23 protein-coding genes and 11 tRNA genes are annotated in these 20,112 nt (G+C 38.7%); 17 read left to right on the forward strand and 17 right to left on the reverse strand.

The annotated features are described in order from the left end of the window. Positions 1–21: 21 nt before the first annotated feature. The 12 genes from A3GW_RS0106440 to A3GW_RS0106495 all read left to right on the forward strand — a co-directional run bounded on the left by A3GW_RS0106440 (position 22) and on the right by A3GW_RS0106495 (position 1,820). Positions 22–94: transfer RNA gene (locus A3GW_RS0106440), tRNA-Thr, on the forward strand. A gap of 20 nt (positions 95–114) precedes the next feature. Further along, positions 115–188 (forward strand) — tRNA-Ile (locus A3GW_RS0106445). Positions 189–211: 23 nt separating this feature from the next. After that, a tRNA-Glu gene (locus A3GW_RS0106450) sits at positions 212–283 on the forward strand. Between the two features lie 4 nt (positions 284–287). Next, a tRNA-Ser gene (locus A3GW_RS0106455) sits at positions 288–377 on the forward strand. 52 nt (positions 378–429) lie between these two features. Further along, positions 430–503, forward strand: a tRNA-Met gene (locus A3GW_RS0106460). Positions 504–506: 3 nt separating this feature from the next. Next, a tRNA-Phe gene (locus tag A3GW_RS0106465) sits at positions 507–579 on the forward strand. Positions 580–596: 17 nt separating this feature from the next. Beyond that, positions 597–677: transfer RNA gene (locus tag A3GW_RS0106470), tRNA-Tyr, on the forward strand. Between the two features lie 7 nt (positions 678–684). Continuing rightward, positions 685–755, forward strand: a tRNA-Trp gene (locus A3GW_RS0106475). 12 nt (positions 756–767) lie between these two features. Continuing rightward, positions 768–840: transfer RNA gene (locus tag A3GW_RS0106480), tRNA-His, on the forward strand. A gap of 10 nt (positions 841–850) precedes the next feature. Continuing rightward, positions 851–922: transfer RNA gene (locus tag A3GW_RS0106485), tRNA-Gln, on the forward strand. Positions 923–933: 11 nt separating this feature from the next. Further along, a tRNA-Leu gene (locus A3GW_RS0106490) sits at positions 934–1,017 on the forward strand. A 191-nt stretch (positions 1,018–1,208) separates the two neighbouring features. Next, positions 1,209–1,820: a hypothetical protein gene (locus A3GW_RS0106495; RefSeq protein ID WP_018368481.1), complete on the forward strand. Its 612-nt coding sequence runs from the start codon at positions 1,209–1,211 to the stop codon at positions 1,818–1,820. Positions 1,821–1,902: 82 nt separating this feature from the next. On the opposite strand, the gene A3GW_RS0106500 is transcribed toward A3GW_RS0106495, so the two are convergent. From A3GW_RS0106500 to A3GW_RS0106560, 12 genes are all read right to left on the reverse strand, one after another. Continuing rightward, positions 1,903–2,454: a hypothetical protein gene (locus tag A3GW_RS0106500; protein WP_018368482.1), complete on the reverse strand. Its 552-nt coding sequence runs from the start codon at positions 2,452–2,454 to the stop codon at positions 1,903–1,905. A 63-nt stretch (positions 2,455–2,517) separates the two neighbouring features. Next, complete coding sequence (locus A3GW_RS0106505) at positions 2,518–3,651, reverse strand: tyrosine-type recombinase/integrase (protein WP_018368483.1); 1,134 nt, start codon at positions 3,649–3,651, stop codon at positions 2,518–2,520. Between the two features lie 3 nt (positions 3,652–3,654). Continuing rightward, positions 3,655–3,861, reverse strand: coding sequence for a DUF3173 domain-containing protein (locus A3GW_RS0106510; protein ID WP_018368484.1), 207 nt, complete (start codon positions 3,859–3,861; stop codon positions 3,655–3,657). A 13-nt stretch (positions 3,862–3,874) separates the two neighbouring features. Next, complete coding sequence (locus A3GW_RS0106515; protein ID WP_018368485.1) at positions 3,875–4,657, reverse strand: rolling circle replication-associated protein; 783 nt, start codon at positions 4,655–4,657, stop codon at positions 3,875–3,877. A gap of 178 nt (positions 4,658–4,835) precedes the next feature. After that, complete coding sequence (locus tag A3GW_RS0106520; protein WP_018368486.1) at positions 4,836–5,600, reverse strand: metallophosphoesterase; 765 nt, start codon at positions 5,598–5,600, stop codon at positions 4,836–4,838. Between the two features lie 9 nt (positions 5,601–5,609). Further along, positions 5,610–6,389: a metallophosphoesterase family protein gene (locus A3GW_RS0106525; protein ID WP_018368487.1), complete on the reverse strand. Its 780-nt coding sequence runs from the start codon at positions 6,387–6,389 to the stop codon at positions 5,610–5,612. Between the two features lie 218 nt (positions 6,390–6,607). Further along, positions 6,608–6,931, reverse strand: a complete 324-nt coding sequence (locus A3GW_RS0106530) for a hypothetical protein (protein WP_018368488.1) — start codon at positions 6,929–6,931, stop codon at positions 6,608–6,610. A gap of 9 nt (positions 6,932–6,940) precedes the next feature. Further along, complete coding sequence (locus A3GW_RS0106535; protein WP_018368489.1) at positions 6,941–7,330, reverse strand: hypothetical protein; 390 nt, start codon at positions 7,328–7,330, stop codon at positions 6,941–6,943. 41 nt (positions 7,331–7,371) lie between these two features. Further along, positions 7,372–7,686: a hypothetical protein gene (locus tag A3GW_RS0106540; RefSeq protein WP_018368490.1), complete on the reverse strand. Its 315-nt coding sequence runs from the start codon at positions 7,684–7,686 to the stop codon at positions 7,372–7,374. A 90-nt stretch (positions 7,687–7,776) separates the two neighbouring features. After that, complete coding sequence (locus A3GW_RS0106545; RefSeq protein ID WP_018368491.1) at positions 7,777–9,096, reverse strand: FtsK/SpoIIIE domain-containing protein; 1,320 nt, start codon at positions 9,094–9,096, stop codon at positions 7,777–7,779. 20 nt (positions 9,097–9,116) lie between these two features. Next, positions 9,117–9,875, reverse strand: coding sequence for an endonuclease/exonuclease/phosphatase family protein (locus A3GW_RS0106550; RefSeq protein ID WP_018368492.1), 759 nt, complete (start codon positions 9,873–9,875; stop codon positions 9,117–9,119). A 256-nt stretch (positions 9,876–10,131) separates the two neighbouring features. Continuing rightward, the gene (locus A3GW_RS0106560; protein WP_004195552.1) at positions 10,132–10,638 is read right to left on the reverse strand and encodes a hypothetical protein; all 507 of its coding nucleotides are present in this window, start codon (positions 10,636–10,638) and stop codon (positions 10,132–10,134) included. Positions 10,639–11,137: 499 nt separating this feature from the next. Here A3GW_RS0106560 and hisS point away from each other — a divergent pair, with 499 nt between their 5' ends. The 3 genes from hisS to A3GW_RS0106575 are packed head-to-tail and all read left to right on the forward strand — an operon-like array spanning position 11,138 to position 13,254. Next, on the forward strand, positions 11,138–12,415 hold the full coding sequence (gene hisS, locus A3GW_RS0106565; protein ID WP_018368494.1) for a histidine--tRNA ligase: 1,278 nt from the start codon (positions 11,138–11,140) through the stop codon (positions 12,413–12,415). A 9-nt stretch (positions 12,416–12,424) separates the two neighbouring features. Continuing rightward, positions 12,425–12,724 carry a cell division protein ZapA gene (gene zapA / locus A3GW_RS0106570; RefSeq protein ID WP_018368495.1) on the forward strand — a complete coding sequence of 100 codons (300 nt, stop codon included), beginning with the start codon at positions 12,425–12,427 and terminating at the stop codon, positions 12,722–12,724. After that, positions 12,721–13,254 carry a CvpA family protein gene (locus tag A3GW_RS0106575; protein WP_018368496.1) on the forward strand — a complete coding sequence of 178 codons (534 nt, stop codon included), beginning with the start codon at positions 12,721–12,723 and terminating at the stop codon, positions 13,252–13,254. Before zapA ends, A3GW_RS0106575 begins: the two co-directional genes overlap by 4 nt. Positions 13,255–14,285: 1,031 nt before the next feature. Here A3GW_RS0106575 and A3GW_RS0106580 read toward each other — a convergent pair. The 5 genes from A3GW_RS0106580 to lepA form a co-directional block, all read right to left on the reverse strand. Beyond that, positions 14,286–15,482, reverse strand: coding sequence for a phosphoglycerate kinase (locus tag A3GW_RS0106580; protein WP_018368497.1), 1,197 nt, complete (start codon positions 15,480–15,482; stop codon positions 14,286–14,288). 176 nt (positions 15,483–15,658) lie between these two features. After that, a complete protein-coding gene (locus tag A3GW_RS0106585; protein WP_018368498.1) occupies positions 15,659–16,279 on the reverse strand; it encodes a DUF1648 domain-containing protein in 621 nt (206 codons plus the stop codon). Beyond that, positions 16,254–16,544 (reverse strand): autorepressor SdpR family transcription factor, encoded by a 291-nt coding sequence (locus tag A3GW_RS0106590; RefSeq protein ID WP_018368499.1) that lies wholly within the window; start codon positions 16,542–16,544, stop codon positions 16,254–16,256. The genes A3GW_RS0106585 and A3GW_RS0106590 overlap by 26 nt, the downstream gene beginning before the upstream one ends. 203 nt (positions 16,545–16,747) lie before the next feature. Next, positions 16,748–17,101 carry a DUF6054 family protein gene (locus A3GW_RS11240; protein ID WP_018368500.1) on the reverse strand — a complete coding sequence of 118 codons (354 nt, stop codon included), beginning with the start codon at positions 17,099–17,101 and terminating at the stop codon, positions 16,748–16,750. Positions 17,102–17,236: 135 nt separating this feature from the next. Next, a complete protein-coding gene (gene lepA, locus A3GW_RS0106600) occupies positions 17,237–19,066 on the reverse strand; it encodes a translation elongation factor 4 (protein WP_018368501.1) in 1,830 nt (609 codons plus the stop codon). Positions 19,067–19,349: 283 nt separating this feature from the next. Between lepA and A3GW_RS11870 the strand changes: the two genes are divergently transcribed. Both A3GW_RS11870 and A3GW_RS10925 read left to right on the forward strand, forming a co-directional pair. Then, entirely contained in the window at positions 19,350–19,496 is a 147-nt protein-coding gene (locus tag A3GW_RS11870) for a hypothetical protein (RefSeq protein ID WP_018368502.1), read from the forward strand. Between the two features lie 98 nt (positions 19,497–19,594). Continuing rightward, on the forward strand, positions 19,595–19,786 hold the full coding sequence (locus tag A3GW_RS10925; RefSeq protein ID WP_018368503.1) for a hypothetical protein: 192 nt from the start codon (positions 19,595–19,597) through the stop codon (positions 19,784–19,786). Positions 19,787–20,112: the final 326 nt, after the last annotated feature.

The raw sequence follows: 20,112 nt of genomic DNA on the forward strand, positions 1-20,112 counted from the left end.
TTAACCCGCATTAGGCAATAGGCCGGCTTAGCTCAGTTGGTAGAGCATCTGATTTGTAATCAGAGGGTCGCGTGTTCAAGTCATGTAGCCGGCATTCTTCTAAAAGAAGATGATGGGCGCGTAGCTCAGGTGGTTAGAGCGCACGCCTGATAAGCGTGAGGTCGGTGGTTCGAGTCCACTCGTGCCCATTCACTCAGTGAGTGAGAGATATGCTCCGTTGGTCAAGGGGTTAAGACACCGCCTTTTCACGGCGGTAACACGGGTTCGAATCCCGTACGGAGTGTTTTGGAGGATTACCCAAGTCCGGCTGAAGGGAACGGTCTTGAAAACCGTCAGGCGTGTAAAAGCGTGCGTGGGTTCGAATCCCACATCCTCCTTAAGATGATAGTTGAGTGTATTGCTCAGCTATTATTTGAAAATTATTATTAACGCGGGATGGAGCAGCTCGGTAGCTCGTCGGGCTCATAACCCGAAGGTCGTAGGTTCAAATCCTGCTCCCGCAATAAGGCTCGGTAGCTCAGTTGGTAGAGCAATGGATTGAAGCTCCATGTGTCGGCGGTTCGATTCCGTCTCGCGCCATTACAATTAAATATCTCGGAGAGATAGCGAAGAGGCTAAACGCGGCGGACTGTAAATCCGCTCCTTCGGGTTCGGGGGTTCGAATCCCTCTCTCTCCATCCTTTTACGGGCATAGTTTAAAGGTAGAACTAAGGTCTCCAAAACCTTCAGTGTGGGTTCAATTCCTACTGCCCGTGTAAGCACCTATGGCGGGTGTGGCGAAGTGGTTAACGCACCAGATTGTGGCTCTGGCATTCGGGGGTTCGATTCCCCTCACTCGCCTATTTCTTATTGGGGTATAGCCAAGCGGTAAGGCAACGGACTTTGACTCCGTCACTCGTTGGTTCGAATCCAGCTACCCCAGTTCATCATTAAGCCGGCGTGGCGGAATTGGCAGACGCGCTGGACTCAAAATCCAGTGTCCTCACGGACGTGCCGGTTCGACCCCGGCCGCCGGTATAGCTTAATGTGGTTGAAAAGACAAGGTTTCTAAGCCTTGTCTTTTTTGATTTTTCTATTATCTTATATAGCGGGAGTTACTAAAAATTTCTAATTTAGGCTTGACATGGAGGAAAATTAATAGTATCATATGGGTGGGCGTAAATAAAATGCCCAAAAAATCAAAAGGACGTTAAAAAGATAGGTGTGCTATGCTAACAATAAATGCTAAGGAAATTTGTGACGCTGTTGTTAATGACTGGAAGCCAGAATATGATTTTGAGGTAGAACATTTCAAGTTACCGCTTTCGAAAAATGATTTTTTCAACACAACCTACTCTATTTTAGGTAATAAAACTATTAATGAATATCTAAAGTCATTGACAGGCGGTTCGAGTTATAGGTATGCGACATTTAAAAGAAGAGCTGAGATTCTTATCAGTAATGGTAAAATTCAAAATCTAGAATTTAACTCGATTGATAGTTTAACTTTAGATAATGCACTATCTAAGATAAATGTAAATATTTCACTGAAAATTGAAGATTTTGAAGATGATAAAGGAAATTTCAATTTCGAATCATGGTTTGAATACTTGTTAAATAATAATAGAATAGAAGTTACTACTGAAGAAATTGACGACATTTTGTTCTTCCTCATGCTAACATATTTAAATAACATAATTCAATTCTATGGGGTATTACCTTATTTAATTAAAGTTTCAGTTGAAGATGACTGTTTATATTTTTACTGTATCGATTTTACTAACAAAGAAACCACTTTCTTTGTTAGTGTAACTAATCCATTGGCATCACATTTTAGTTAAGAAATTTAAGGAGGTTAGAACTAAAGAGTCTTAGCCTCTTTTTGTTTGTCTAACAGAATATAATACGTACACTTTGTTGTTTTTAAAGCTCATGATTGTAGATACCTTCTGCCATACTATTTAAATATAAGACTTCAAAATATTTCTTATATTTACTCATCATAAAACCGAATTTATGTACGATATGGAAGTCATCTAGTAATTTTCGTTCATTTCTGTAAAATAAATTTCCGTCTTGTATAATTCCAAATTCTTTTTTATATTTCTCAATTTCATTTAAGATGTATTTCTCTTCTTCTTCAGATAAGTCTTGTTTTAGAAATATTACAACCTCTGCATTATGACTTTCTTTCCATACTTTGGGCTCGAATTCCATACGATTATATTCACCAATTGCAATATTATTAAATTGAAATGTTTCAAAATACCTAGTATATCTTGAAAGTCTTAAAGCAAAACTCACGCTATAAGGGTAATCATCAAATGTCTCTACCTCATTTCTATAATATATGTTTCCTTCCTGTATTATGCCGTAACGTTTTTTCAACTTGTTGATTACTTTCTGAATATAAGCTTTATCGTCTTCGTCAAGGTTTTCTTTTATTAGAATTTTAATTTCGAAATTATGTTTCACTGTTTATACCTTTCGTCTTATTTAGATTTTGTTGATGTTTCTTTTAGCTAGTATACCAAGTTTTTATAGCAGGTCATCAAGTTTATCAGCCAATGCTTTTTGTTTGCTTGGGTACAAGTGGGAGTAAGTATCTATTGTTGTCGTTATAGAAGCATGTCCTAGCCTTTCTTTTACAACTAGATAATCTTCCCCTTGGTTTATCAGCAAGGAAGCGTGTGAGTGCCTAAAGTCGTGTATGCGTATCTTTTTAAGTGTGTTATCACGCTCAAGGATTTTCTTGTATTGCTTTTCAATAGCATTTTTTGTAATTGTGAGGGGGTTACTTTGAAATACTTGAAGTGCCAAACTATCGCTAGTAAATTGCCCTAACAGATGTTTTTGTTGCTGTTGCCAATGTTGTAGTTCTTGGCTTAATTTTTTATTGATAATAATCCTCCTAGTTCCTGCTTTAGTCTTTGTTGTGCTGATATGGCTAATCCCTTTATTGACATAGACAGATTTTGTGATATGAATTGTATTGCTTGAAAAGTCGATGTCTTTCCATGTTAGTGCAAGAGCTTCCCCAAGTCTTAACCCTGTGAAGAATAGAACAGTAAAGAGTAATTTTATATTATATTCTTCTTGTTCAAATAGTGTTAGAAATTGCTGAAATTCTTTGACTGTCCAAAACTGCATTTTGGTCTTTTCAATTGGTAATTTTTTTAGTAGCTTTACTGGGTTTGTAGTGTAATATCCTTTTCGCAAACCGACATCAAAAATCTTTTTAAGTAAAATCATGATTTTGTTGACAGTATTATTACTTAACGATTTATCAGAATTTTGGGCTACTTTTTGCCTAAGATGTTCTCTAAACTGGTAAATGTCTTCGTAGGTCAATTTTCCAACATTATCGACCATAGAAAAATAATCTTTAATGTGTTTGTTGTAATTATTATCCTGTGTGTTGATATAGCTTGCTTTTCGATGATTGATACTATCTTCTTCCTTCAGTAGTTCATATAGCATAGGAACAGTTATTTTAGCCCCATAGAAGCGTTCTTTTAGCTCTACACTTCGTAGGTAGTGTTCTGCTTCAGTGGCTTCTTTTTTTGTCTTATAGCCCTTTCTAACAAGTCTACGTTGCTTTAGTGTTATCGGGTCAAAACCGTTGCTAATATCAACTATCCAATTACCGTCTTTTCCTTTTCTAATTGCCATATCTTACTCCTTGGGAAGGGCACTGTTCTGAACATCAAAACCAAGTAGTTCGGTAGCTATGGTAGCAGGGATTGTGCCAATTCGCTTGTTCTGATAGACTGTAAAACCTCGTGTTATCAGTAGTTCTTTTCCTTGGCGGATAATACGTTTAGATGTTCCCTCGGAGAAACCGAGGGCAACTAAGTCATTCTTAGTTACAGTTGCTATCATGTGACTTACTCCTTTATTCATCTAGTTTTATTTTCTTATACTTTACATGATTATCGAAATACTGACCGTCTTTATAGACCTTACTCGTGTATTCCGTTTCATATAGGACGACCGAACTATCATAGTTAAAATCTTCGTAAGTGTAAAATTTATCTTCATCAGGCTTTTTCAAGTTGCGTGATGATAAATAAGCTTGTTTACCGAAGTTTTCTAATAGCTCTTGGCCGATACCTTTTTCAAAATATTTAGTAACATATCGACCGCGATTTTCTTTGCTATCAACATCAACTTTATTTATCCGTACTGCCCCATGTCCCCAAAGTTCTAATAATTGCTTATGTGGAATATAAGGGACGCTGAATAGCAGAATATGAGCATGCCATGCTCCACGTTTTTGCTTTTCTAATACTGCTAAATATTTTAATTTACTTTTCTTGGTATTAAAAATATGATAGTTAAAGCGTTTAATAAAAGTTTTTAGTAAGTCTTTGAAGTGGTTTCTGTCGCTGATATTTTCTTTAGTGGTCAATGTAAGAAAAGAAGTTGTATCATCAAAATTACAATCAACTAGACGGAGTAAGTTCCACTTTGCTTCTAAGCGAGTTTTTTTCATACGTTCAAGACGTTGTTCTTGTTCTTCGGGTGTTAGTTCTTCAAATGTTCTGCGTTTTGATTTTTCCTTGTTTTCAGTATTAGTATCTAAAATTGATTTTCCTTTTGAAAATATTGGCTTTTCATATTCCCAAATTTCAATATAGGAAGAAGTGCGGACTATTTTTTTATTATATGAGGCCATAAAAAATAGTTCCTTTTAGGTTGGCTTGTCGCCAAAAGATTGTTTATATAATAAATAAACTAGGAGGAGCAAAGCTCCTCCCTACTTCTATCATGTGATCCTAAGCACCGCTCTGCTAAACACGCTTCCAGCTTGCCGACCTCCAGTCGGCAGTTTTGCCTAGGTACATGATTAGAAGTCATAGAAAGTAATATTTCGTGGTAGTAATATCAAATGCCAAAACAGGTATAGTTTTGCTTTGACTTACAAAACCATCAATAAAATAATGACTTTTTTGGTCATAGTAGATTTTCCCAAGATAGCTTGGGTCATTTGCGACCTCTGAAGAAGCAATATGTCCTGAAATAATATCCTTATAAAAATATCCGATACTTGCTGGAAATTTGTTAGTAAAAATATCAGGATTAGAATACGATTTCCAATTTTCTCCGAACTCTTCATCAACTCCAGCATGGACAAATATTTGATTATCAGTCTCATAAAAACGTTCTGAATTAAAATATTTATTTCTAAACCAATCTACAATTGCAGGATATTCAGAAGTAACACAGTCTCTTATTTTCTTGTTAATTTGAACTAGGTATTCTTCATCAGATATAGAAAAATCTGATACAACTGTATCAACGATATTTTTTCGCTTATTCTGACCAATGAAACTAATTATAGTATCATAGGAAGTGTATTTAGAATCTCCGTCTTCCTCAAAGAGCCACTCAGAAAAATATTCTTCATGATTTCCTAATAAAGTGATAACCTGGTCAGGAAACTTCTTTTCTAGTTCAATGATTTTTGAGATAACTTGAAAAGATTGTGAACCGCCATCTATATAATCGCCAAGCAATATAAGTCGATTGTCCGTATCAGATAAATCCACTTTTGACAGGCTTTCAATAAATTCATCATAATGTCCGTGAATATCGGACATGGCATAAATTTTAGACATAAAAAATTCCTATTGAATTAACTTTTTTAATGTTTCGTATGTTTCTAAATTTCCCCAATTTGTCGAGATGACTGTTAATTCATTGTGCTTGTCATCATGGATAATCAAATCACCATTTCCGATAACTTGATATTCATGATGGTTATTAAGGTATAATGAAAATGTATCAATTCCAATAATATTATTAGAAGCATCAATATTTTTTTGGGGAGTATGACCTACAATCTGTTTGGGATGTTTCAAGTTTGTTTTTTCTTTTAGTTCGCTTAAATCTGCCCACAGAGGAGAACCAGTTTCAAATAGTCCTCCTCGTTTTGTTCCAATGCTATCAGCCAATTCTTCTAGTTTGTGAAGCTGTCTTGAGGTGATTTTTTCAAAGTGCCAAGGTTCAGGGTTGAAAAGAGTGGTATATCCTGCGTGACTGATAAGAAAATCGTTCAATTGATATGCTACTTGTAATCCTAGTTCCTTTAATTGTTCTTTAACAGCAAAAAACACTTCTATATTTTCGACAGAATACTGGCTTACGAAATCAATAAGATAGTCTGCGTCGTGGTTACCGATGATATTGATAACCTCCAAACCATTGGCTTCCATATTCTTTTTCCAACTAAATAAAAATGTGAGGTCACGTGCATAGAGATTTATATTATTTGTTTGACCAGGAAAATCAACATAATCTCCGAGGAAAATAACTCTTTTGACATTATTATCCTTGATAACATTGTCAACTATTGGCAAAATTAGTTGAGATTTCAGATGTAAATCTCCGACTAGTAATGTTTTCATTTGAGCTCCTATCTTGCATTTACTGCATAATCATAATATAAGTAATTAGCAAATAATGAATGTGAACTGCCATCTATAATAATCTAAAGTTAAAATATATCGATTGTTATATTAAATAAATCCACTTTTGGCAGGCTTTCAATAAATTCATCATAGTGTCCATGAATATTGGATATGGCAAAAATTTTAGATATAAAATCTCCTACTGAAATGACTTCTTACTCATTTCTTATCCATTCTTGAGTTTGCATCCACTTTAATATATCCTCAATTTGTTGAGGTTTGAACTTATATCCACCTTCCCAACTTAAATCTTCTTCAGCGATACGATGTAAAGAATGAAAGTCGATTTTGTGTGAGAACCTTATATAATTTGTATTTTCCCAATATTTGAGTGGCTCAAACCAAATTCGTTTGTTATTAGTATGAGGAGTATCATCAATAAAAAATATCATTACTTCTAATAAATCTTTTATCGCTTGTAATTCTAAATCGGAATATTTTCCAGGAGGATGAGAATAGGAGTTGACATCTTCAATCATTGGTTTCTCCTATCTTGCATTTACTGCGTAGACATAATTTAAGTAATTAGCAAAATCCCCCATTCGTTTTCTATCGTCATGAAACTTATCAAACCAAGAGGTATCATTTCCAATTTTTTCAGCGTATCGTTTAATAATTTTGAGTTGAATAATAATTGAATCATGAATCCGCGTCCTTGATTTATTAGCATAGTCTCTTTCACTGAGTGGGATTGTTAAGAACTTCCCACGTGCTTCGGCATATTGAGCACATAACTCAATTAGTCTTTGCCAGTATTCAAGGAATTCTGAATCATGGACATTTACCGAGCTGATTAAATCCTCATAAATTTTTTCAGCCTGTTCAAAAGTTATGATTCCTTTGTCTTTTAGAAAATCGTTATAAGTAAAAACTTGCATTGAAAGACTCCTTTATATGTTTTTGTTATATTTTAACATAACTATTTTGTTACAGGTAAGACATCAGAGCAAGCAAACCAAAGATTGCCGTTGAATTGTCCAACGTTCAAATCTTTAAGTGCAACAGGACAAGTCTTGTTATTTGCCATTTCTTGAATAGAAGCAGTAGGGGTTAAAGTGTTGACTTTGACTTGAATCATTTCCATAAAGAAATCTGAGGTTTCATCTTGAATTGATACGTTGAGGCGTAGAGCTATTGGTTTATTGGTTTCTCTGTCTAAGACTTCAGTATATCCTTTTACGGCAAAGAAGCGATTACCAAGGAGCTCAGGTTTCAAAAAATCATTTAGTTTCATAATAGTTTCCTTTCTTATCATCGCTGAGCGATGAGGAACCGATATTTCTACTGAAAATCTTACGAATTTCAGTAAAAATATCGATTGCAATTAGTTGGTTTCCTTTAAATATAATTGTAGTTCACTTATAAAATTAAATTGTTTAGTATCTAAGTAGGGGCTTTCCCAGTATTGAGCGTTTTCCCTGCCTGACCCCTGCATATAAAGATAGCCAGCTCCCTTTACTTCAATAGGTTTCAAATTGTCAGGAGTAGCAGAGCCAAAGACCATTCTATAACCTTCATTAGAATTGGCACCAAGAGCGATTCTCAATCCCAAGTTATCTCTAAGGTCAGTATTTAAGGTTTCGGCTCTCATTTGTTGGGCTGCTACAAGGATAAATATACCTGATTGCCTTCCGAGTAAAATAATTTGTTTAATTCCGTCCATAACTTCGGCAATAATTTCTCTTGATTTTTTATCTGTCCCTGATGCTTGAAATGCCCCCATTTCATCAAAAATCAGCCATAGAGGTTTAAAGCCATGGTCTGCAAAGTTTGAGCCGTATAGAAAGTTATCACGCATATATTGATATCGTTCCTGCATTTCTTCGACTACTAAACGGACAATACGAGCGATATTATTAGGAGTGGTTGCTACATATTTTTCTCCAAAGTAATGTGACAAGCTACCCAGGTCAGAGTTTTTTGGGTCTGCTATGTAGACAGTTGATTGTCGCTTGAGAAGTTCTAAAATCAAGAAAGTAATAAAAACTGACTTTCCACTTCCTGTACCTCCTGAAACCAAAATGTGAGGGCATTTTACAGGGTCATAGATTATTCCGTATCCTAAATCAATATTATGGTTGTTAATCATTTGTTTTTTGCTGTGAGATTGTAGAATTAATCTTTCTGGTTTTTTGTAGTAAAAGTGGTACTCTACAAAACTAGGACGGATAATTTTCTCGTCTAATTCAAGTTCGAGAACTCCAGCAAGGACATCATCAAGTGACTGTACTTTTTTGCTAAATTCATCGCCTGTAATCAGAGCTTTGATAAGTACGTGACCCTTTTGCCTATCTAGCTCATATTCTAAGGTTGCACTTCTAATAATTTTTTCATGCCCTGTACTATCTTTTTGAGCAGTATAAAGTCGGTTAGTATATAGCACATACAATAAACTTTCTCTAATTATTAAATAAAAATCCAGGTTATATCTGAAATGTTTTAATTTAAGGTGGATTTTATATATAACAAAACCACTTGGCAAAACGAATAGAAGTTGAAGAAAGGCAGGGGCTCTAATATTTGCAATAATAGTAAGCATAATGCATGTAGAGAAGCCTAATATTGACCAATGAGCTATCTTTAATTTGCTAGTTGAAATAATATAATTTCTTTTTAAGTCAGCGACTTTCTTTATTTTAATCATAATCAGCACCTCATGGAGAATTATAAAGAAACAGTTGCTGATAAAATCGCATGGTCTGGGTAGCCTACTTGGCTTTTATAATCAGGATTTTTTATGAATTTCCAGGAATAAGTTTCATGTGATATAGGAACATTAGCAAAAATATGGTCTAATTTACAATACTTCCAAGAGTTTACATCTGATGGAGTATATGCAGTTAAACCTAATTGGCTCATTTCCTTGACAAGTAATGGATAAGAGTAAAATTCCCTAGCTTTTCCCTGGTAAGAATGAACATCATCATTCTGTTTGAAGAAGCCATTATTAAAGTCACCTAGAATAATAGTATTTTCATGACTTGCAGGCAAATTTGAAATTAGATTATCTAATTGTATTTTGCGTTCTTTAAAGTCTTCAACGATATCTTTTCCACCAGTTTTTATACGAGTACCGATAATATTTAACTCCTTACCAGATATATTTACTGTAACTCGCAAAAAGTTAGGGTTGCTATCATCATTATTTATAGTAATGAATTTGCCATCAAAAATTAAGGAACTTTTGATAGCTATTAAGATTTCGTTTCCAAATTCAAAAGAACGGTCATCCTCAAAAATCTCATAGCCAATATCTTGCAATCTAGCACAGAATAAATTATGGGTCTCTGTCTTGACATACTCTGTTAGACAAATAATATCTGCATCCAATTGTCTTAGTTCGGTTACAACCATTTCAGGAACTTGTCTGCCAAGTCCTGAACGCTGATTGATATTCCAAGTAGAAACTGTAAGTTGTGTCATAAAACTGTCCTCCAAAAAATTAGCAAGAGGAGGAATTCCTCCTGCTAGTCGTCTACTCCGTCAAATATTTCTCCTTGTTCGTCCTCATCATAATAACTATCCAATTCTTCATAGAAGTAATCTAAAGCTTCTTGGTCAGTAGTATTCATAGCAGTCTCCTTTTTATTTTTTGTCCTTTACAAAAATAGGACATATTAGTTATAACAAAGTTAAAAAGATTTGTCAACAAAAAAATGTCCAAAAAAATATTTGGACACTATCTTCTTATTGATTCAGTTTTTAGTTCCGTAAATAACTGAATGAACTGACTGTGATTTGCGGGAGCGATGTAATCTAAAATTTTTTGTTCATATATTTCAAAAATCTCTTCAATATTCTGAGAAGTAGAATTCAAAAAGTCAGGATTTTTTCTTAATAGTATTACAGCTTTAAGTATAAATTTTAACGTAACACCCAACGTAATACTTCTTGTTCCAATAAATTGAGGAAGATATGATTTATAGTACTTTATCGTTTCTTCAAGTTGAGGTGTAATCTGTATTCTAAGTCGTAAATCTTTTTCTTCAAAATTGGTATTTTCGATTTTTATAGAATTATCAGAAATTATTTTTTCCCAACTATTTATACCAGATATTTCATCGATTGCTTTAGCGATGACAAATGCTTGAGTTATATAGTCAGAGGTTTCATCTTGATAAATCTTTTTCAAATAATTAAAATAATATGCTGTTTCTATAGATATTCTAGCTTGAAAATAGTTCATTAAGTTCTCCTACCCAATTTTTTTCTTGGTATTATTATAACATGGACATAAAAAAAATCAAATTAAGAATAATATTGATACTTAGATATTGAAGAAAAGTAAATCCTAAAAAGTTACTAAAAAAAAAAAATCTACCATTTTTTTGATAGAAGTAGTTACTTATAATGCCGATTTTATCGGTTTTCATCCTATTAAAACTTCGAGTGCCAAACTCAAAATCCAGTGTCCTCACGGACGTGCCGGTTCGACCCCGGCCGCCGGTATAGCTTAATGGAGAGAAACGTTGATTTATCAGCGTTTCTTTTGTTTTTTGGTCAACTTTTAGTCACTATTTGTCACCTTTTAATCAAATTCTTTAATAGACAATGGCTCTTATTTTTGGTTTTATAACAACATATAACAATAATCATAAACTTAACTTGTAAAGAGCTTTAATTTTTAGAAAAATACACATCATTTATGGTACAATAGAAGGAACAGAATAGCAAAGGAATGAAATATGTTACTTCAAAAACCAAAAGGAACCCAAGACATTTTACCTAAGGAAAGTGCTCGATGGCAGTATGTGGAAGGTTTGGTACGAGAGCTTTTTGCCCAGTACAATTACGCTGAAATCCGCACACCCATGTTTGAGCATTACGAGGTTATCAGTCGCTCCGTTGGGGATACGACCGACATCGTGACCAAGGAAATGTATGATTTCTATGATAAAGGTGATCGTCATATCACGCTTCGCCCAGAAGGGACAGCTCCTGTTGTCCGCTCGTATGTAGAAAACAAGCTCTTTGCCCCAGAGGTGCAAAAGCCCGTCAAACTCTATTACATGGGTCCCATGTTTCGCTATGAGCGACCGCAGGCAGGACGACTTCGCCAGTTCCACCAGATTGGGGTAGAGGCCTTTGGTTCTAGCAATCCTGCTACCGATGTAGAAACCATCGCTATGGCCTATCATCTTTTTGCCAAACTGGGGATTGCCAATGTCACCTTACATCTGAATACACTGGGGACACCAGCTAGTCGGGCAGCCTATCGCCAAGCCCTGATTGACTACCTAACCCCCCTCAAAGACCAGCTGTCCAAGGACAGTCAGCGCCGTTTGGCAGAAAATCCTCTGCGGGTACTAGACAGCAAGGAAAAAGAGGACAAGTTGGCTGTGGAAAAAGCACCATCTATCCTGGACTATCTGGACGAGGAGAGCCAGGCTCACTTTGAAGCCGTTCGGGAAATGCTAGAAGCACTTGGCATCCCCTATGTCATTGATACCAAGATGGTACGGGGGCTTGATTACTACAACCATACCATTTTTGAATTTATCACCCCGCTGGAGGGCAATGAGTTGACTGTCTGTGCGGGTGGTCGTTACGATGGCTTGGTCGAGTATTTCGGTGGTCCTGCCACGCCAGCCTTTGGCTTTGGTCTTGGTGTAGAGCGTCTGCTGATGATCCTGGACAAGCAAAACCTGCTGCCTGATAGGACGCCTCGCCTGGATGTTTATGTCGCGGTTTTAGGGCCTGCGGCCAATAGCAAAGCTTTGGAGCTGGTACAGGCCATTCGCAAGCAAGGCTACTCAGCCGAGCGAGATGTCCTTGACCGCAAGCTCAAGGCTCAGTTTAAGTCAGCGGACAGCCTTGGTGCTAAGTTGATTTTGACCCTCGGAGACACAGAGGTTGACACAGAGGTTGTTACGATCAAGAATAACCAAAGTCGCCAGGAGATGCAGGTTACTTTTGACCAACTGCGAACAGATATGACTGGGATTTTAGACAAATTAAGCTAGGAGAAAGAGATGACCAAAAACCGATACAAATTCACTTTTGGGCAGAAAACCCTAACCTTAACCACTGATAAAGATAATCTTTATATGGAAGAGGTAGAGCGTCTTGCGAGGGAAAAATATGATGCCATCAAGTCAAAACTGCCAAAAGCAGATGACGAGACGCTTGCTCTGCTATTAGCCATCAACACCCTGTCTGTCCAGTTGGGTCGGGAGAAAGAGATGGCTGAGTTGGCTGCTGAATTGGATCGTTTACGCTATGCTTCTGAACAATCCACTAATCAAACTAGCTTATTTGAGGATAGCCAATGATAACTTTACTGATGATAATAGCCTTGGCTTGGCAGTTTTACCTCGGTTATAGCAGAGGTCTGGTCAAGCAGACCTACCTCTTAATAGCTCTGGTAATATCAATACTTGTTGCGAAGACGTATTACAAGCCTCTAGCAGGGCTCTTAACTTTTTGGGTTCCCTATACACAGGCTGTCGAAGAAAAAGTGCTAACCTATTTTCCACAGGTCAGCATCTTTGAAATGGACAAGGTGTTTTACGCAGGTACTGCTTTTTTAGCGTTGACACTAGCCAGCTATTTTGTCCTACGCTTACTAACCGTTTTTCTCCATTTTTTTCCGCTTTGGAAGTTAGATACAACTCGATTTAATGTGATTAGCGGTGCGTTATCTGTTTTTATGACTGTGGTGTTTTGGTCAATGGCTCTTCGTCTGTTTGCTACGGTACCGTTTGACCAAGTTCAGAGACTGTTAACGAGCAATCCGCTGATTTCGCTACTGATTAACTTCCCTGTCCTGTCAAATGTGCTGAATCAACTTTGGGTAGGGTGAGATAGTTTTCTGACGAAGTTTGGGTTCTAATCTGGGACAAATAAAATCTTGATAGAAAGTTGATATAACTGGATATGCATGTAGTATTATTGAAAGTTTTACCGTTAGAAAACGAGGTTGCTTTGATTAAACTGATAAGATTATATACACAAAAATCTATTAGTGAAATACGGCAGAATTTAGTAAGTGGTTTGCCTGTGTTGAGAGTTCCATACTCAGAATTGGAGGAACTTAAGAGATGACGAATTCTTATTGGTAAAATTTTAAGCTTGAATGCAGAAATTCAGCTGTTCTTAGATACAGAAGAAGATGAAATCGATATTATGTTTCTAGATAATACAATAATTTCTCAAGAAGATACCATTAGTTTGACCAATAATGAGAATTAATGGCAATCAAAATAAAAAATATTGTCACTTATAACCGTCAGTTTTTCAACTTTTTTGACTAGAGCCTTTAGATTTGCTTCCTGGATACAAATTTCCTAGATTTTTCACAGAAAAAGACGCTATACCAGCGCCTTTTTTGTATTTACCGATTACTTGCCTGAGACTTGATGACCTCATGTCATTTCGGAGAACAGCTATGGCTATTCAAAGAGGTTGGGACAAAAGTCCTAACCTCTCAAGTGATTTTTAATTTTCAAGCAAGGCCAATGGTCGAGTGGGATCTAATTCGTTGATTTTATCAGTTTTTACAGCTCTAATGAGGGAAATGTCTTTCCCAAATTTCCAACCTCAAACAGTCACTTCCCTGACTGTTTGAGCTATGCGGAGGTGGGCTAACGACTCATCGAATTCTGACGAATGACCGATTTTTGTCCCACTCTCTTCATCACAAAATTATTTTTCAGTTAATGCTGACAAACCTGGAAGAACTGTACCTTCCAAGAGTTCCATTGATGCACCACGACCGCGTCGCAACTATTTTCACTAACTCAAAAGGGTGGTTAAACCACCCTTTCGTTAACATTTCGATGTTGCTCTTTTTTCGACAAAATCAGGATTTTGTCGAGATAAACGAACTAAATCTTATTTTTCAGTTAATGCTGACAAACCTGGAAGAACTTTACCTTCCAAAAGCTCCATTGATGCACCGCCACCTGTTGAAATCCATGAGAACTTATCTGCACGACCAAGGTTGATGGCAGCTGCTGCTGAGTCACCACCACCGATGATTGATTTCACTTCTGGTTGCTTCACGATAGCGTCCATGACACCGATGGTACCTGCTTGGAAGTCAGGGTTTTCAAAGACACCCATAGGACCGTTCCAAACGACTGTTTTCGCACCTTCAAGCTCAGCTTCAAACTTCGCAATAGACTTAGGACCGATGTCAAGTCCAAGGAAACCTTCAGAAACAGCTTCGCCTTCTGTATCACGAACAGTGTCGTAACCTGCAAAAGCGTTCGCTTCTTTTGAATCAACTGGCAAGATGAGTTTGCCGTTTGCTTTTTCAAGGAGAGACTTGGCTACCTCAAGTTTGTCTTCTTCAACCAATGAATTACCGATTTCGATGCCTTGTGCCTTGTAGAAGGTGTAGGTCATACCGCCACCGATAAGGACCTTGTCTGCTTTTTCCAGCAAGTTTTCGATGACACCGATCTTGTCAGATACTTTTGAACCACCAAGGATTGCGACAAATGGACGAACTGGGCTTTCAACCGCTTCTTGGATGTAGGCAATTTCGTTTTCCAAGAGGAAGCCAGCAACAGCCTTTTCAACGTTAGCAGAGATACCAACGTTTGAAGCATGCGCACGGTGAGCTGTACCGAAAGCATCGTTTACAAAGATGCCATCGCCAAGGGATGCCCAGTATTGACCAAGTTCAGGGTCATTTTTAGACTCTTTCTTGCCGTCCACATCTTCAAAACGAGTGTTTTCAACCAAGAGCACTTGACCATCTTCTAAAGCGTTGATAGCCGCTTCCAAGGCTTCACCGCGAGTAGCGCCTGGGAAGATAACCTCTTGCCCCAGTTTTTCACCAAGTGCCTTAGCAACTGGTGCCAATGATTTGCCTTCTTTGTCCGCTTCTTCTTTGACACGACCAAGGTGAGAGAAGAGGATGGCACGTCCGCCTTGCTCAAGGATATACTTGATAGTTGGAAGAGCAGCAGTGATACGGTTGTCGTTGGTAATCACGCCATCTTTCAAAGGCACGTTGAAGTCCACACGAACGAGGACTTTTTTGCCCTTAAGCTCGACATCTTTAACAGTTAATTTAGCCATTTTGGATAAACTCCTTAAATATTTTTTACCTCTCTAGTATAGCATATTCTGGTATTTTTTTCTCGAAAATTTGTGAAAAACATCTTATTTTCTTCAATACCCGAAAGAAAAACAGTTTTAGTGTGATAGTTGTGATGCCAGTTGATTTTTCGATATTCGGTAGCTATTTCGGCTTCTTATGGGCGATGACTAAGGTAGCTAGCATAAATTGACCAACAAATTCCCCCAAAGGTCAGTAAAAATAAGAGCACAAGAGAGAGTTGAATGGGAAAGAGCAGACTGAGTAGCAAGACTAGACCCGCTCCGACAAAGACATAAGAGGTTTGTTTGCGGAGGACAAGGGACACTGCTGTTTGTTCTAGCTTTTTCTGCTGATGCCCTCCTTCTTTGGTACCATAGTTGCCTACTAAGAGCCAGCCGATGGCGACGATGAGGATAGCCACCTTTCTCATGTCTATGTCCCAGCCAAGGTTGAAAAATAGCAGAGCTGTCTGCAAGATGGTGATGAGCAGGGCACTTCCCAACTTAAACGCCCTCATGACAGGCCACGCTCCAATACCAAGACCATCCAAAATGAGAGACAGTGCCAGATAGATGCTAGCTAAGAGGACAGGTTGCCCCACCAACATCCAGCTCTTGTCAGTCACACCATTGACCTGCCCATCCAAAGAGACATGTGTGGCGAATTTATCTGGTAAATCCGCCCAAAAGACCTGCCCCAAGACCAAGGGCAGCAAGCACAACCCTAACCCAATAGCAACAAATGTCCAATCAATTTTCTTCATCATGGTTCTCATGTTCTTCTCCTCCAAATCCTGCAATCCACACCAAGACTTCCTCAAAAACTGTCACGTTGAGGCGGTAGTAGATATATGTTTTTTCCCGCTCTTCTAAAATCAGCCCTGCTTTTTTTAAGACTGTTAAATGATGAGAGACGGTTGCCCCCGTCACATCAAAGAGCTCACCAATCTCACCAGCAGACTTTGGTCCCGCTTTTAAGCTGTCCAGTATCTGTCGACGAATAGGCGCTGCGAGTGCTTTAAGTGTTTCTGATAAGCCCATCATGACCTCCTGATTTTTATTTAGAAATATTTCTAAATAAAGTATAGCACTTTTACAAATGGTTGTCTAGCGATATTTCGATATTTTTCTAAATAATGGAGATGGGAGGAGATAATAGTCAATCGAACTCATTAAATTGTGTCCAGCAGTTGGATAACGCCTGATAAATTAGGAGGCTAGGACTATTGCCCTAACCTCCTTTTCTATTTTTCTGTATTCAACCACTCAAAGCCTTGCTCTCTCAAAGCATCTGTGAACAATGAAGCAAAATCACTATTGGCTCCCCAAGAGATGTTGAGAAAACCGCCTCCGCCACCTGAGCCAATAACATCTGCCACAACCCAGCCCGCAGAGGATGTCAGGTGTAAGGTAACACTCACATAACTCTCGACTCGAAAATAGAACTTTTCAAAGACGGCGAGCACGACCTGTTGACTTCCAAGGTCATGTTTGACAACTTCCACCAGCTCAGCGTTTACCTCCGTCACTAGGCGGTCAAAGATAGCTTGTGGGTTCTCGGTTGTTTGCAAAACTAGTCTGTTTAAGCGTTCTCCCATGGGGTATCCTCCTGTTATTGCTATTGTTTTTCTGTGAGGGCAAAGGCACGGCTGACTTGAGGGGCGATGTATTAGAGATTACGACGAGTTCTTCGAGTCACTCTCCAGTTTTTAGGCAACTAGGGAAAACAAATCTTATTTGTTTTCCTCATCCATAGACAGGACGCTGAGGAAGGCTTCTTGTGGGACTTCGACCGAGCCAATCGCTTTCATGCGCTTCTTACCGGCCTTTTGTTTTTCAAGGAGCTTGCGTTTACGGGACACGTCACCGCCATAACACTTGGCAAGGACATTCTTACGCAGAGCCTTGATGTCGCTACGAGCCACGATTTTCTGACCGATGGCCGCTTGAATTGGCACTTCAAACTGCTGGCGTGGGATGATTTTCTTGAGCTTTTCCACGATGATTTTTCCACGTTCGTAGGCAAATTCCTTGTGGACGATAAAGCTGAGGGCATCGACCTTGTCGCCATTGAGAAGAATATCCATCTTGACCAGTTTAGAGGTTCGGTACTCGGAAATCTCATAGTCAAAGCTGGCATAACCACGGGTTGACGATTTGAGCTTGTCAAAGAAGTCAAAGACAATCTCTGCCAGCGGAATCTGATAGATGACATTGACACGGTTATCGTCAATGTAGTCCATGGTGACAAAGTCACCGCGCTTGCGCTGCGCCAATTCCATGACAGCTCCGACATATTCCTGAGGCACCATGATTTGGGCCTTGACATAGGGCTCTTCGATGGATTGGACACGGGTCGGGTCTGGAAATTCAGATGGGTTTGCCACTTCAATCATCTCACCGTCTGTCGTGTTGACATGGTAGACCACCGACGGTGCGGTCATGATGAGATCAATGTTAAATTCCCGCTCCAATCGCTCTTGGATAACGTCCATGTGCAGCAGCCCCAAGAAGCCACAGCGGAAACCAAATCCCAGAGCTTGAGAGGTTTCTGGTTCAAATTGCAGACTGGCATCATTGAGCTGGAGTTTCTCCAGAGCTTCACGCAAGTCGTTGTACTTGTTGGACTCGATAGGGTAGATACCCGCAAAAACCATGGGGTTCATCTGCTTGTAACCCTCAAGCGGGGCGTCAGCTGGATTGTCCTCCAAGGTGATAGTATCACCGACCCGAGTGTCCGCCACGGTCTTGATAGAAGCTGCGATGTAGCCAACATCACCAGTCGCCAGGACCTCACGACCGACCGCTTTAGGGGTGAAGATACCGACTTCAGTCACATCAAAGGTCTTGCCATTGCTCATGAGTTGGATGGTGTCGCCCGGCTTGACCATACCATTGACCACCCGAACCTGCAGGATAACCCCACGATAAGGGTCATAGACGGAGTCAAAAATCAAAGCTTGTAGCGGTGCGGTCACATCGCCAGTCGGCGCTGGAACTTTTTCAACGATTTGCTCTAAGATTTCCTCGATACCGATACCCGCCTTGGCAGAAGCCAAGACAGCTTCAGAAGCGTCCAGACCGATGACATCTTCGATCTCCCCACGCACCCGCTCAGGATCCGCCGCAGGCAGATCAATCTTGTTGATAATGGGCAGGATTTCCAGATCATTGTCCAAGGCCAAGTAGACATTAGCAAGAGTCTGGGCTTCGATTCCCTGTGCCGCATCCACGACCAAAATCGCCCCCTCACAGGCTGCCAAGGAACGAGAGACTTCATAGGTAAAGTCCACGTGCCCTGGTGTATCAATCAAATGAAAGGTGTAAGTCTCGCCATCTTTAGCAGTGTAGTTGAGCTGGACAGCGTTGAGCTTGATGGTGATCCCCCGCTCACGCTCCAAGTCCATGCTGTCAAGGAGCTGGGCCTGCATCTCACGGCTGGAAACCGTCTCGGTCTTCTCTAAAATCCGGTCAGCCAGTGTTGACTTCCCATGGTCAATGTGGGCAATGATGGAGAAGTTCCGAATCTTCTCCTGACGTTGTTTCAAATCTTCAATAGTCATACAAAATCCTTATTTTTCGTTTACCCTCTATTATAGCAAATTTTGAGCATCTTGAGGAGTTTGTTGTTTAATTTTCTATGGCCTTGCATTAGATGTGAGAGCAAAATAAGAAAAAAGGAGAATTCCTGATATGAGAAGAGGACGATTGCCTATCACAAAACCTCAGCTATTTAAGACAATCATCTGACTCCCACTAGACACATGAGATCTCGCAGTATGGTGATGGCTTTGCAAATTATTGCTAAATATGGTAAAATATAATAAATAGTCAAGGAGGATTGAGATGGACTGGGTACTAGTAGTTGAGATTTTAATCATTTTAGGGGTGACAGTTTTAGCGACTTGGGGGAGTAAGGCTTGGGTAAAGTATTACAAATCTAAGCAGAGTAACACGGATAATAAACCTAAAAACGGGAGATTAGACGATTAGGTCTTAGACATGAAAAGCTCTTAGGAATTGTTCGTAGAAAGAATGAAAGAGAGGGCTGGTTAAATGTTTCAAGAGGTCATGTGAAGATTAAGTAGTTTTTGGAAGATACTCTGGTAGATGACTATGATGAGATGGCTGCTGAGCAACTTCAAGTAACCTATTTATTAAGTCAAGAAGTCCCAGATATTTGTGCAACAGCAGAATCAAGCACGCCTCAACTTGCGATTGAGAAATTCAAAAATCAGCTAAGGGCAGAGTATGAGAAAGCTCTTGCTTCGATAGCATCATAGACAGTTGAACACCTAGATTTTTCTGGGTGTTTTTTTCTACCATTTGTCAAGTCTATCAAGGTTTTAGAGAAAAAATAATTTTCATACAGTCATCAAAATAGGGAAGTGACCTTACTTTACACTAAAGATTTACATAAAAAGTGTATACAAAACCAACACCTTATTTTGTGATTTTTGAAATAAGGTGTTACAATAATATGGCATAAACAATTTTACTGATTTTGGGTTAAAGTGTAATCGTAAAGTTTGTTATGCATAATGAGGTAATACATTGTCCGAATGAGACGATGTATGGAGGCAATCGTGTGTGGCTTGGTTGAAGTCGT

It is taken from the genome of Streptococcus entericus DSM 14446, from assembly GCF_000380025.1.
Lineage (GTDB): Bacteria > Bacillota > Bacilli > Lactobacillales > Streptococcaceae > Streptococcus > Streptococcus entericus.